This window comes from Burkholderia sp. AW33-5, assembly GCF_053427615.1.
The window spans coordinates 299,818-312,812 of record NZ_JBSAXA010000001.1; the positions used below are offsets into that span (position 1 = coordinate 299,818).

At 64.4% G+C, this 12,995-nt stretch carries 11 protein-coding genes; all 11 read left to right on the forward strand.

From position 1 onward, the window contains the following. Positions 1–146 precede the first annotated feature (146 nt). The 11 genes from ACV22V_RS01430 (at position 147) to ACV22V_RS01480 (ending at position 12,995) form a co-directional block, all read left to right on the forward strand. Positions 147–530 carry a DUF4902 domain-containing protein gene (locus tag ACV22V_RS01430; RefSeq protein ID WP_059532255.1) on the forward strand — a complete coding sequence of 128 codons (384 nt, stop codon included), beginning with the start codon at positions 147–149 and terminating at the stop codon, positions 528–530. Positions 531–958: 428 nt separating this feature from the next. Next, a complete protein-coding gene (locus ACV22V_RS01435; protein ID WP_223962909.1) occupies positions 959–1,567 on the forward strand; it encodes an acyl-homoserine-lactone synthase in 609 nt (202 codons plus the stop codon). A 95-nt stretch (positions 1,568–1,662) separates the two neighbouring features. Next, complete coding sequence (gene fabF / locus ACV22V_RS01440) at positions 1,663–2,955, forward strand: beta-ketoacyl-ACP synthase II (protein ID WP_448012782.1); 1,293 nt, start codon at positions 1,663–1,665, stop codon at positions 2,953–2,955. A gap of 171 nt (positions 2,956–3,126) precedes the next feature. Further along, positions 3,127–4,512, forward strand: coding sequence for an NAD(P)/FAD-dependent oxidoreductase (locus tag ACV22V_RS01445; protein ID WP_448012783.1), 1,386 nt, complete (start codon positions 3,127–3,129; stop codon positions 4,510–4,512). Positions 4,513–4,620: 108 nt separating this feature from the next. Continuing rightward, a complete protein-coding gene (locus ACV22V_RS01450) occupies positions 4,621–5,703 on the forward strand; it encodes a fatty acid desaturase family protein (protein WP_448012784.1) in 1,083 nt (360 codons plus the stop codon). A 78-nt stretch (positions 5,704–5,781) separates the two neighbouring features. After that, on the forward strand, positions 5,782–6,786 hold the full coding sequence (locus ACV22V_RS01455; protein WP_448012785.1) for an aromatic ring-hydroxylating dioxygenase subunit alpha: 1,005 nt from the start codon (positions 5,782–5,784) through the stop codon (positions 6,784–6,786). Further along, positions 6,783–7,688 (forward strand): hypothetical protein, encoded by a 906-nt coding sequence (locus tag ACV22V_RS01460; RefSeq protein WP_448012786.1) that lies wholly within the window; start codon positions 6,783–6,785, stop codon positions 7,686–7,688. The genes ACV22V_RS01455 and ACV22V_RS01460 overlap by 4 nt, the downstream gene beginning before the upstream one ends. A gap of 4 nt (positions 7,689–7,692) precedes the next feature. After that, positions 7,693–9,111, forward strand: coding sequence for an MFS transporter (locus tag ACV22V_RS01465; protein WP_448012787.1), 1,419 nt, complete (start codon positions 7,693–7,695; stop codon positions 9,109–9,111). A 73-nt stretch (positions 9,112–9,184) separates the two neighbouring features. Next, positions 9,185–10,978, forward strand: a complete 1,794-nt coding sequence (locus ACV22V_RS01470) for a fatty acyl-AMP ligase (protein ID WP_448012788.1) — start codon at positions 9,185–9,187, stop codon at positions 10,976–10,978. A gap of 49 nt (positions 10,979–11,027) precedes the next feature. Further along, entirely contained in the window at positions 11,028–11,987 is a 960-nt protein-coding gene (locus tag ACV22V_RS01475; RefSeq protein WP_448012789.1) for an acyl-CoA desaturase, read from the forward strand. A 24-nt stretch (positions 11,988–12,011) separates the two neighbouring features. After that, positions 12,012–12,995 carry an acyl-CoA desaturase gene (locus ACV22V_RS01480; RefSeq protein ID WP_448012790.1) on the forward strand — a complete coding sequence of 328 codons (984 nt, stop codon included), beginning with the start codon at positions 12,012–12,014 and terminating at the stop codon, positions 12,993–12,995.

The window sequence follows — 12,995 nt, forward strand, 5'->3', positions numbered from 1 at the left end:
AAATAACCCGTACGTGATCGCAGCGGATATTCAAGGCGTAACAGGAGCGCTACGAGCGTTGAAAGACCTTGTGGCCGGCTTCCGCTGCTAATCTTGTCAGACTATGCCGTGCGAATTTTAACAGGTGCCACGTTGTGAGAACGAACATGCCAAAAAAGCTGAATGACGGATATGTGCGATTGACCCTGCCCGCGTTCTACGCGCTGCGTTTCCGCCAACATATGTGTCAGCAAGCCCCGGATTTGCTACATGACTTATGGGGTGAGGGGATCAGCGCCGTCAATGCCGGCTACTACGAGCTGGTCTGCACCGAGACGCAACCCGCCGCGAGCGTCGGCTGCGTATGGTACGTGGCAGCGGGGCGGTCCGAAGTGAAAGTCGGGACGGACGACGTCAGCAGCAACGTCATGCTCCTCGACACGGACGGCGGCGATTATGGCGCGCGATACAGCCGGGCGTTGATCCAGAACTGGCTGTGCTCGGGAATGCGTCAACGCGAACTTGAGTCGGCCATTGTTGCCGATCACTGATTTCGTGTTCAAGGTGCCTCATTATTTCTCGGCGAGTAAATAATGATTCGCCATTAATGTCTCGTGCCGCGCAACCGCCAGTTTCTGCCGATCGTCCTCATCGGCCTCGGCGAAGTTTCGATGGCGGCACGATTATCCATGCCGTGACGCGGCACCACGCGAGCCGTTCATGACAGGCGTGCTCGCGAAGTTCGTTCGCGAACACCCCGCTTCCCGTCGCCAGTTAAATCCGGAATCTGTTTTCCCGCCGGCGTGCTTCAGCCCACTCGGCGCGATGAGTCTCGTCCAAAGCGCATGACCTGCCCATTCGGGCAGCTATGTTGCCACGGCAATTTCGGGTTCAATCGCGCTAACAATTCTGAGATGAGAGAGAGGGCTTTCAGATGTTGACTTTATTGTCGGGGCGAAGCGCTGATTTGAGTCGCGAGATGATGTATCGACTCGCGAAGTTTCGGCATAAGGTCTTCATACAGGAACTCGGATGGTCATTGCCGACTGACAATGGCATCGAATTTGACGATTTCGATCACGCGGACACCCTTTACGTTGTCGCTTGCGATCGCAATAGTGAAATTGTCGGTTGCGGTCGATTGCTGCCGACCGACGAGCCCTATCTTCTCGGTAATGTTTTTTCGGATTTGATGGGCGACGCTTCTCTCCCACGTGCGCGCGATGTTTGGGAGTTGTCCCGCTTCGCGATGAGCATGCCGCGCGGCGAGTCGTTGACTGCCGAAGCATCGTGGCAAAACACGCGCGCGCTCATGTCCGAAATCGTCCGCGTCGCGCACGCACATGGCGCGAACCGTCTCATTGCATTTTCCGTGATCGGTAACGAACGGCTGCTGAAGCGCATGGGTGTCAATGTGCATCGCGCCGCGCCGCCCCAAATGATCGAAGGCAAGCCGACTCTGCCGTTCTGGATCGAGATCGATGAACAGACGCGTTCCGCGCTGGACCTCGACGGATCGGAGTACGGCCTGCCGCTCGACATGCCGCGCGGTCTGCGTGCGTCGCATGCGTTCGAGCAAGCCGTGTGATTGGGCGTGCATGCAGTGTTTCAAAAGGTGCGCATGAAGATGAACAGCTTTAACGATGTGGCTCGGCAAGTCCCGGTCCGCGAGAGGAATGTGAAATGACGCTTCGAGTGGTGGTAACCGGTATCGGCATTGTGTCTCCGCTGGGTTGCGGCAAGGAACTGGTGTGGCAGCGCCTGATCGGCGGATCGTCGGGGCTTCGCCGGCTCGGTGACGAGATCGTCGGCGATCTGCCCGCCAAGGTCGGCGGGACCGTACCGTCGAAGGCCGACGATCCCGACGGCGGTTTCGATCCGGAGAGCTCGGTGCCGAACAAGGAGCTGAGAAAGATGGACCGCTTCATCCAGATGGCGATGGTTGCCGCGGACGAGGCGCTCGCGGAAGCGGGATGGGCGCCGCAGGCGGAAAGTCAGCGCGAGCGGACGGCCACCGTCGTCGCGTCGGGCATCGGCGGATTTCCGGGCCTGGCCGAGGCGGTGAGAATCGGCGAGACGCGCGGCGTGCGCCGGCTGTCGCCGTTCACCATTCCGTTCTTTCTGTCGAATCTGGCAGCCGGCCAGATTTCGATCAAGCATCAGTTTCGCGGGCCGATCGGCTGTCCCGTGACTGCCTGCGCGGCGAGCGTGCAGGCAATCGGCGATGCGCTGCGCCTGATCCGGAACGGCGAGGCCGATGTCGTGCTGGCCGGCGGCGCGGAAGCGGCATTCGACAAGGTGAGCCTGGGCGGATTCGCTGCGGCGCGAGCGCTGTCGACCGGCTTCGGCGATCAGCCGATTCGCGCGTCGCGGCCGTTCGACCGCGAGCGGGACGGATTCGTCATGGGCGAGGGGGCCGCCATGCTGGTGGTCGAGTCTCTCGACCACGCCCTCGCGCGTGGCGCCCGCCCGATCGCGGAGATCATTGGGTACGGAACCACGGCGGACGCTTACCACATGACCGCCGGGCCCGACGACGGATCCGGCGCCATGCGCGCGATGAAACTGGCCCTCGCGATGGGCGACATCGCCCCGGAGCAGGTCGACTACGTCAACGCGCATGCGACATCGACGCCGGTCGGCGACTCCGGAGAAATCGAGGCGCTGAAGACGGTCTTCGGCGTGGGCGCCGGCCCGGCGATTTCATCGACCAAGTCGGCGACCGGGCATTTGCTCGGGGCGGCCGGCGCGATCGAGGCGGCGTTCTCCATTCTCGCGCTGCGGGATGGCGTGCTGCCCGGAACGCTGAATCTCGAGCACCCCGACGAGGCTGCCGCCGGACTCGATCTGATCGGCCCCTCGGCCCGGCACGTTCCCGTCGAAATCGCGCTGTCCAACGGTTTCGGGTTTGGTGGCGTGAACGCGTCGGTGCTGTTCAAGCGATATCCGTCGGATCGCGCCGCGGGCGCGCATTGAGCAACGCGCACCGGCTTCGCGTGCGCGTCCGATTTCGCAAGTACGTCGTGTCGTCCGTGTCCGACGCTGTGCCATGGTTCGCCGCTTCTTCATCGACTCGATGGTGACGGCGACGGCAAAGTCGCGTCACGTGCCATTCCGGTTCCGATCGTTATCCGAAGGACATTCTCCGTGTTAGACACCCTCATCGTTGGCGCTCGCTGCGCGGGCGCCACGCTCGCGATTCATCTGGCGCGCGCGGGCAAGCGCGTTCTGGCAATCGATGCGAGCAATCTCCCGAGCGACCAGCCATTGTCCACGCACTGGATTTCGCCTTACGGCATGGCGCTCCTCGACGAACTGGCGCTTGGCGACAAGGTTCGCCGTTTCGCGCCGCCGGTGCCCAGCATGATGTATGGGGGCGACGACGTGCTCGGCTGCATCGAGTATCCCGTCGGCGGAGGCTGCTCCTGTCCGCGTCGGATGGATCTCGATGCGCTGTTGCTGGAGGAGGCGCGGGCGGCGGGGGCTCAGGTCCGCACGCGGACCCGGCTGGTCGGTCTGTTGCGCGACGGCGAACGGGTGACGGGCGCCGTGGTGGAACATGACGGCGTGCGTGAAGAGATCCGGGCGCGGGTCGTGGTGGGCGCGGATGGCCAGCACTCGACGATGGCGGACCTCGTCGGTGCCGAGGAGTACCACGGCTACGACGGCCCGCGTGCAATGTATTGGGCGTACTGGCCGCGGCCGGACTGGTTCGACACCGATCCGCGCTATCGCGGCGGGGCGATGAACTGCACCTTCGGCGACGACATCGTCTTCGTTTTTCCGACCAACCGTGATCTGCTGCTGATCGGGGTGGCGTTCCCGAAAATGGAGTTGCCGGAATGGAAGGGCCGTGTGCTCGAGAAGCTCACGGAGACGCTGAAGGGCAACCGTCACACTGCGCCGCTGGTTGCCGACGCGCCCGCCAGCAAGGTGCTCGGCGCATTGAAGCTGCGCTTTTTCTTCCGTCAGGCCGCAGGGCCCGGCTGGGCCCTCGTGGGCGATGCGGGCCTCTTCATGGACCCGTCGCCGGGATTCGGGATTACCGACGCACTTCGCGATGCGCGCTCGCTCGCCCAGGCCATCGTCGAGGGCGACGAGCATGCGCTGGAGTGCTACTGGCGCCAGCGCGACGCGACCTCGATCGACCTGTTCGAATACTCGCGCGGCCGCGGCGCACTCGGCCACAACAATCCGCTCAGCCGGATCCTTTACCGCAAGCTTGCGAACGATCCGGAACTGCAGGCGCGTTTGCTCGCTTCGCAGAATCGCGAGTGCTCGCCGTTTGCCGTATTCGATCCGAGCGATATCAAGAAGTGGGCGGACGAGGCAATGGCCGGCGGCGAAACGGGCGTGATCCAGCCGTTGATCGACATGTCCCGGCGAGGCGAGGCGATTCGCGCCGAGATGGCGCGGCGCGTGCAGCTCGCGGAGGAGGCGCGCGCCCGGCGGTCCCGCGTGCGCGAGTCGGACGAGCTGGAATCGTTTGCCGTCGGCGTCGAGCGCGACGTATCAGTCGGGGAATCCATTTGAACGCGCGCAACAGCGGTGCGTGGTCGTTGCGGCCACGCGATTTCAAGCCACGGCGCGGCACGTTCGCCAATCGCCGGCCCTGCATCGCATCAATCGAGGAGAGAGGCCATGACCATCGCAGCCACGTTGGACAGTGACGTCGCATTGTCGCGGCTCAAGCTGCCACGGCACTTCCACCGGATCAGCACCGTTGCCACGATCCTTTATCTCGCGCACGCGCTCGCGTTCTTCCTGATTCCGGCCGCAGTGGCGTTCGCCGTCGTCGATATCCCGATGTCGACGCCGGTCCGAATTGCGTTGGCCATCGTCCTGGGTGTGATCGGCGGACATGGCATGCATTTGCTGACCTTCGTCGGGCACGAGGGGATGCACACGAACCTGCATCGCAACAAGTACGTGAGCGCCGCGCTGGCGCTCATCTGCTCGTCGCTGGTGCCGGGTTTCCTGATCGTGGGCTTCAGCATGACGCACTGGAAGCACCATCGCTTCACCGGTCAGGACATCGATCCGGATGTGCAGATCTATTCGCAGTACAGAACCTTCTGGTCGCGCTTCTTTCTCGCGCGTTCCAAGGGCGTGCGGATCTACACGCGGAACGCCGCGCGCATGGCGGCAGGTTTGCCGTGGCCGGAGAACACGCGGTTGCCGTTCAGCCAGCGCGAAATGCGCTGGATCTCGCGGATCAACATCGCGCTGAGCCTGTGCGCGATAACGGCCTACGGATTCATCTGGCATCGCTCGCTGTGGCTCGGTTTCACGGTCATGCTGATTCCGTATATCGGGGTGTACGTATTCAGCACCATCCGCGCATACATCGAACACACGGATACCGTGCCGGGGCGATATCGCGACAGTCGCAGCTACACGTCGCCGATCTATACGGCGCTGTTCTTCGGCAGCAACTTCCACCTTGAACACCACCAGTATCCGGCCGTCCCGTGCTACCGGTTGCCCGCGCTTCACACGTACCTGGCGTCGCACGGGCTGTTCGAGGCGGAAGGCGCGCCGGTCGAGCTGTCCTTCCTGGGCGCGCTTCGTTATACGACCGGCCGCTTTCAGTATCCCTGCGTGAATTTGCAGTCCGCGTCGGACGAATTTCTCGAGCAGATGGCGGACGGCCGTCTCGATCGCGAAGCGGCCGGAGCCGACGCCCGGGACGACGACCGGATGGTCGCCGTCGCGCGCAGATAGAACCGATCACGAACGCACACGGCGACTCGAGCTCGCGTCGGTGTGCCACCGCCGCCCATGTAGCAAAGTGAGGAATCAATGTTTATCCAGAATGCGTGGTACGCAGCAGCACTTTCATCGGAAGTCCAGAGGGAGCCCTTTGCCCGGACGATTCTGAACCAGAAGATCGTCATGTACCGTACGCAGGCGAATCAGATCGTCGCGCTCGAGGATCGGTGCCCGCACCGGCAGGTTCCGCTATCGCGGGGGCGCGTGGTCGGCGACGAACTCCAGTGCTGGTATCACGGGCTCCGGTACGACTGCTCCGGCGCGTGCGTCAGCATTCCGAGCCAGACCGTGATCCCGAAGGGCGCACGCGTGCGGTCGTTCCCCGCCGTCGAGAAATACGGCTTCATCTGGCTGTGGACCGGCGAGCCCGACAAGGCCGACGAGGCGGCGATCCCCAACCATTGGGTCTGTTCGGCGCCCGAGCTTGCCGGGAAGATGAGCTATTGCACGATCGCGTGCAGCTACCTGTTCGGCATCGACAACATCCTCGACATCTCGCACGCCGCCTTCGTGCATGCGAAGACGCTCGGCTCGCTCGACATCGTCGAGACGCCGCCCGAAATCGTGATCAACGACGATGAAGTCCGCGTGCGCCGCTACCTGCGCCGCGAGAAGACGCCGCCGCTCTACACCCATATCCTGAAGCTCGACTACATCGACCGCTTCCAGGAGGTGCTCTACTGGCCCATCGGCAACACGCGGGTCGAAACGAGGGCTCACGCCTGCGACGATTCGAGCGGCCAGGTCTTCCATGTCTATACGACGACGATCTTCACGCCCGCGACGGATACAACGACGCATGTCTTCGTCGGCATGCATCGCGATTTCGACGTCGACAACGAGCGGTTTACCGAGTTCACCGCGAAGGAAGTGTTCGCCACCGTGATGGAGGACAAGGATGTCGCGGAGAGCCTGCAGGCGAACTGGAGCCCCACGGCGCCGATGATCGACATCCAGCTCGATCGCCCGGCGTTCGCCGCGCGGCGGATATTGGAGCGAATGGGTGCGAACGCATCCATTCGAGCGGCCGTATGACGCACGTCGGGACGGAGCGCGTGCCGCACGCGGAAGAGGAAACGACGATGATCGAGAAGGAAGCGACGATGCGTCACCAAGGACAGTCCAGCCTTTATGTCGGCGAGTTGCTCGGCGAACTCGGAATGTCGGCGCAGGACGAAGTCGGCTTGCTGCATCCCATGACGTTCGGAGAGATCGTCGGTCGCGACCGCGTCGAGCGTCTTGCGATGGCCGCCGCCGGCATCTTTTCCGAAGTCGAGTCGAAAAACGCGTGGAGCGGTGCGGACATCGGCGGGCGCGAATGGCACGGCCTCTTCCAGGGCCGCCAGATTCGCGGCGTGACGGTGGCGCGCCGGTCCGGTACACGCATCCAGGTCGACATCTTCCTCGGCTCGTTTCCCGCACCGGTGCGCCGCGCGCTGTATGACGCGAGCCGGGATCTCGTCGACGCAGACGCGTGGGTGCTGCCGCCGGGAATCGAAACGGCGTTGCCGCCGATACCTGCCGACGAAGTGCTGGACGCCAAGTTGCCGTTCCCCATCGTCGACGAGATGTTTCTGACCAGTCCGGTGGCCTGCAAACCGATTCGCGGCCGTGACGACGTCGAGCGCGTGTGCGGCCATTCGATGGCGGTGTACGGCGGACGTGCGAGCGGGCCGCGTCTGTCGGCAAACGCCACGACGCTGAGCCTCTGGACAGGCGAGGTCGGCGGGCTGCCGCTGGAAGTGGCGAACGTCATCTACTGGGAAGACGAGCGCACGGTCAAGGGCATGGCAATGGCGATGCGCCCGTGGCCGGTCGTCGCGCTGTTTCAGGCGCGGATGCGGGCGCGAACGCTCCCGTTTCTCGATCGGTCGTATTTCGAATCGGAATCCGAATCGAATGACGACGTGACGCCCGTTCAGCTTCGCGAGGGTTAAGTCCATGAACGGACCCAGCGTGTCCGCCGCGCAGGCGCAGCCGAGCTCGATTTCGCCGTGGCCGGTGTTCTGGATCGCCAGTGTTGCGGTGTTTCTCGTCTCGATCGACGTGACCGTGCTGTATGCGGCATTTCCCGCTTTGCGACAGGCGTTTCCCGATACCGACTCTGCCGGCCTGTCGTGGGTTCTGAACGCGTACACGCTCGTCTTCGCCGCGTTGCTCGTGCCGGCGGGCCGCCTCGCCGACCTGCGCGGACGCAAGCGCACGTTCCTGCTTGGACTCGCCATGTTCCTGGGAGGATCTTTCGGCTGCGGGATCGCCACGCATGTCGAGATGCTCTGGGCAATGCGTGCGGTGCAAGGCGCGGGGGCGGCGCTGTTGTTGCCCGCATCGCTGTCGATCCTGCTCGCGGCGTTTCCGGTCGGCAAGCGGTCCGTGGCCGTGAGCTTGTGGGGCGCGGTCAGCGGGGTGGCCGGGGCATTGGGTCCAAGCGTCGGCTCGTTCATGGTGGATCGCTTCGGCTGGCCCTGGGCGTTCTTTCTCAACCTGCCGTTTGGCGCAATCGCGCTATGGCGGGGGTGGCGCATGCTCGACGAGTCGCGCGATCCCGAGCGCGGTGCACCGCTCGATCTGGTTGGTGTCGTCCTGCTGATCCTCGGCGTCGGTTCCATCGCGGTCGGTCTGGTGCGATCCGAGGCGGTCGGCTGGACTTCGCCGGAAGTGGCATTCGCGATCGCAGGCGGGATGGGCATGCTGGCGGCATTCGTTGCATGGGCTCGCACGGTACGGTCGCCGGCAATCGATCTCTCGCTGTTTCGGGATCGGACTTACTGCTACATCAATCTGGCTTCGCTGTGTTTCGCGATCGGCTTTGCGATGATGTTCTTTCAGACGTTCCTGTTCACCACGGGAGTCTGGTCGTATTCGCTGACGCGTGCGGGACTGGCCGGCAGCCCCGGGCCGCTGCTGGTCGTTCCGACGGCGATCGTGTGCGGACGGTTCGCGGCGCGCGCGGGGCACCGGGTTCTGCTGGTGACGGGCAGCCTGATCTCGACGGCAGCGAGCATATGGTTCGCGCTGGTGCCTGGGGTGAATCCGGATTATGTGCATGCGTGGCTGCCGGGCGCGCTCCTCACCGGGCTGGGGGTCGGCATGGTCATGCCTTCGCTGTCCGCGGCGGCCGTCGCGCATCTGCCGCCGGCGCGATTCGGTGTCGGCTCGGCCGTCAACCAGGCGATACGCCAGGTGGGATCCGTGTTCGGCGTGGCGTTGACTGTCGCGATCACCGGTAACGCGATAACGCGCCTCGCCGAATTCCACACGCTCTGTTATCTGCAGATTGCGCTTGGCCTGGCTACCGCGATCCTGTGCGCGCCGGTGGATACGCGACCTCGAGCGCTTGCATCCGCGGTGGCACGCTGAGGGGCGCGGATCGTCCGGCAACGGTTCGTGTACAAAGCTTTCACAAAAACAACATCGATTATCCGAGGGCCTCATGATGACCGGTAGTATTTTCCCCTCCGCTGCGACAGCGGAGCGCTCGTCCCTGCTCGACATTCTTCGAGAGCGTGCCGAGCAAACGCCGGAGCGGATCGCATTTCATTTTCTTCGCGACGGCGAGGACGATGTCGTGAGCTGGTCGTACGGGCAGTTCGCTGCCGCTGCCGTCCATGTGCGGGACATGGTTCTGCAGCACCCGTTGCACGACCGGCGCGTATTGCTTCTGCTCGAACCCGGTCTGGGTTACGTCGCGGCGCTGTTCGGGATTCTGCTGGCGGGGGCCACCGCGGTACCCTCGTTTCCACCGGCCGGCGCGCGCGCGGTGGCCCGCTTCGCATCGATCTGTCGCGACGCTCACCCGGACGTGGTCATCGCCGGCAAGCTACATCGCTCACTGCAGCCACAGCTCGACGAGCTCTACGGCGGTCAGCGTGCCGCGCCCGCGTTGCTGACGCTCGACGAAAGCGCGTTCCACGAAATCGAAGCATCGGCATATGGCGTTGGGGGCCCGCTGGAGTGGCGTGTCGACCTGGACCGGCCGGCGCTGCTTCAGTACACGTCCGGATCGACGGGCGAGCCCAAGGGCGTAGTCGTCACGCACGAGAATCTCGTCAGCAATTGCGCGGTGATCGCCGAACGGATCGGGCCCGATCGCGACCGTGTCGGATGCACGTGGCTGCCGCCGTATCACGACATGGGACTGATGGGCGCGCTGCTGCTCGCGGTGTTCAGCGGTTTTCCGCTCGTGATCCTGTCGCCGCAGCATTTCGTCCAGCGGCCGTATCGCTGGCTCAAGGCAATCAGCGACTATCGCGTGACCACCAGCGTCGCGCCGAATTTCGCGTTCGACCTGTGCGTCGACAACATCAGCGAGGAAGAGGCGGACACGCTCGATCTCGGCTCGCTGCAGCACGTATTCTGCGGTGCGGAGCCGGTGAGCCACGCGACGCTCGAACGTTTTTTCGCGCGCTTCGGCCGGTATGGCTTCGAGCGCCGCGCCGTGGTGCCCTGCTATGGCATGGCCGAGGCGACGCTCTATGTATCCGGCAAGGTGGGGCGTTCGCCGATCACCCTGATCGACGTCGACAAGGAGGCACTTGCTCACGGCAGGTGCGAGCTGCACGCGCCGGAATCCGATGTGCGCGGGCGTACCACGCTGGTCGGATGTGGACCGGTGGCAGTCGGGCATCGGCTGCTGATCGTCGACCCTGAGACGAAGCGCGTACAGCCGGACCGGACCATCGGTGAAATCTGGTTCAGTGGCCCGAACGTCGCCGCGGGCTATCTGAACCGCGGCGACAGCGCTGACGTTTTCGCGGCCACGCCAGCTGACGGAGATGGCGAGGGCGGATCCGTGCGCTACCTCCGCACGGGCGATCTCGGCTTTCTGAACGACGGCGAGCTGTTCGTGACCGGGCGGATCAAGGACATCGTGATTGTCGCCGGGCGCAATCTCTATCCGAACGACATCGAGGGATCGGTGCAATCGGCGCACGACGCGATTCGCACGAACGGCGTGGTGGCGTTCTCGATCGACGGCGGTCCTTCCGAGTCGCTCGTCATCGTTGCAGAACTCAAGCGCTCGCGCCGGCTGAATACCGAGCAAATGCGCGAGGTGCGCGCGGCGATCACGTTGGCGGTCACGCGAGACCACGGGGTGTCACCGGCGGTGGTGCACCTGGGACCGACCGGCTCGATTCCGCTCACGACCAGCGGCAAGGTGCGTCGGCAAGCGTGCAAGCAGGCGTTCCAGCAAGGTCGCTTGAGCGTGCTCGAGGCACGCACGTAAGCCGTCCGCCAACACTTCATTTTCACATTCCATTTCTTCGGAGCCAGTCATGGCTGAAGCGGATTCCCTGGCTTCGCGAACATCGGCAACCGCCGCTGTCGCGGAAGCCGACACCGACGTGCGCGCACGCCGGCTTGCTTATCTGACCGTGGGCATTCCCGCGCTCGGTTTCGCGCTGGCGATCGCCTACACGTGGATATACGGCATGCGCGCGACAGACTTCGTGCTGCTGGCGGTGATGTATTTCTCGACCGCGATCGGCGTCGAAACCGGCATGCATCGATATTTTTCGCACCGCTCGTTCAAGGGGCGACCGATCGTCACCGTGATGCTCGGCATACTCGGCAGCATGGCCGCCCAGGGGCCGATCCTGTTCTGGGCCGCCACGCACCGGATGCATCACGCGTTCACCGATCAGGACGGCGATCCGCATTCGCCGCGCCCGCGCGCGAACCGGCACGGCAAGCCGAGCCGGCTCGCGGGCCTTTGGCACGGTCACGTGGGCTGGCTGTTCACCGTGCGGCGCGAGAACTGGAGTGCGTATGCCGCGGACCTGCTGCGCGACCGCCTGATCGTCAATCTCAATCTTCGATATGCGTGGTGGGTGATGCTCGGCCTCGCCATCCCCGCGCTCGCGGGTGCGCTGCTCGCGCCGGCCGGGCAGGCCTTGTCCGGGGCCGTCGGCGGCTTCCTTTGGGGCGGGCTCGCGCGGATCTTCCTGCTCGATCAGTCGACGTGGGCGGTCAATTCCCTGTGCCACACCATCGGCACCCGTCCGCACGCGACGCGCGACCACAGTCGCAATCTGGGCCTGCTCGCCATCGTTTCGGTGGGCGGCGCGTGGCACAACAACCATCACGCGCAGCCGGCCTTCGCCAACAACGATCACGCGTTCTGGCAACTCGATCCCTCCGCCTGGATCATCCGCCTGCTCGACGCGCTGGGGCTCGTCACGGAGGTGCGCTACGCCCCGAAGCGCCGCGCGGCGGCTCCCTCAACTTCGCCGTAATCCTGTTAGCGTTTGGAGAATCCTATGAATTCGTCGATTCAGGTTGCACCCGGCGTGACTGCCGCCGGCGGGCTGTCGGCCGCCGACGGTCAGATCCCCGGTGTTTCGCCGCTAAAGGGCAGTGGGGCGCGCATCAAGCGCTATACCGCCCTGGCCGTGATGCTGGTGCCGTTCGCCGGCTTTGCGCTGGCGGCACGCCAACTCGTGCTGGGAGACTTCACCATCACCGATCTGGTGCTGTTCGGGGTGTTCTATTTTCTGCACATGGGCGGGATCACGATGGGCTTCCATCGGTACCTCGCTCACAAGACGTTCCGGACTTCGAAATGGTTCGAGGGACTGCTGCTGATCTGCGGGTCGATGGCCGCCCAAGGCCCGATCATGTTCTGGGTGACGACGCATCGTCGTCATCATCTGTACAGCGACCAGCAAGGCGATCCGCATTCGCCGAACCTGGTCGGGCAGGGGCTGTTCGCCAAGCTGCGCGGCCTCTGGTATGCGCACATGCCGTGGATGCTGGCCGCGGACGTATCGGGCTGGACGTTCTTCGCCCCCGATGTGTTGCGCGATCGCCGTCTGTTTTTCTATCACCGTACCTACGTCTGGTGGATCGTGCTCGGTCTCGTGCTGCCGGCCGGGATCGGCGGCGCCATTGCCGGCTCCTGGCACGGCGCGTGGAACGGCCTGCTGTTCGGCGGGTTCGCGCGGATTTTTCTGGCCAACCAGGCTGCCTGGTGCGTGGGTTCGGTGTGCCACATGTTCGGTGGACGGCCGTTCAAGACCGACGACAACAGCGCGAACAACTGGACGGTCGCCGTGTTCACGTTCGGCGAAGGCCTGCAGAACAACCACCACGCGTTCCCCGCGTCGTATCGCCACTCGGTGAAGTGGTACGAGCCGGATCTCAGCGCGTGGGTGTTGTGGACGCTCGGCAAGCTGGGCGTCGTGTGGGACCTGCGCCAACCCGGGCCTGCGGCAATCCGCAAGCTCGCCAAGCAGCCGTATTGA

Excerpts from the sequence above, each read along its gene's own strand:
- ACV22V_RS01430 (WP_059532255.1), top strand. The coding sequence starts at position 147 with ATGCCAAAAAAGCTGAATGACGGATATGTGCGATTGACCCTGCCCGCG.
- ACV22V_RS01435 (WP_223962909.1), top strand. The coding sequence starts at position 959 with ATGATGTATCGACTCGCGAAGTTTCGGCATAAGGTCTTCATACAGGAA.
- fabF (WP_448012782.1), top strand. The coding sequence starts at position 1,663 with ATGACGCTTCGAGTGGTGGTAACCGGTATCGGCATTGTGTCTCCGCTG.
- ACV22V_RS01450 (WP_448012784.1), top strand. The coding sequence starts at position 4,621 with ATGACCATCGCAGCCACGTTGGACAGTGACGTCGCATTGTCGCGGCTC.
- ACV22V_RS01455 (WP_448012785.1), top strand. The coding sequence starts at position 5,782 with ATGTTTATCCAGAATGCGTGGTACGCAGCAGCACTTTCATCGGAAGTC.
- ACV22V_RS01460 (WP_448012786.1), top strand. The coding sequence starts at position 6,783 with ATGACGCACGTCGGGACGGAGCGCGTGCCGCACGCGGAAGAGGAAACG.
- ACV22V_RS01465 (WP_448012787.1), top strand. The coding sequence starts at position 7,693 with ATGAACGGACCCAGCGTGTCCGCCGCGCAGGCGCAGCCGAGCTCGATT.
- ACV22V_RS01470 (WP_448012788.1), top strand. The coding sequence starts at position 9,185 with ATGATGACCGGTAGTATTTTCCCCTCCGCTGCGACAGCGGAGCGCTCG.
- ACV22V_RS01475 (WP_448012789.1), top strand. The coding sequence starts at position 11,028 with ATGGCTGAAGCGGATTCCCTGGCTTCGCGAACATCGGCAACCGCCGCT.
- ACV22V_RS01480 (WP_448012790.1), top strand. The coding sequence starts at position 12,012 with ATGAATTCGTCGATTCAGGTTGCACCCGGCGTGACTGCCGCCGGCGGG.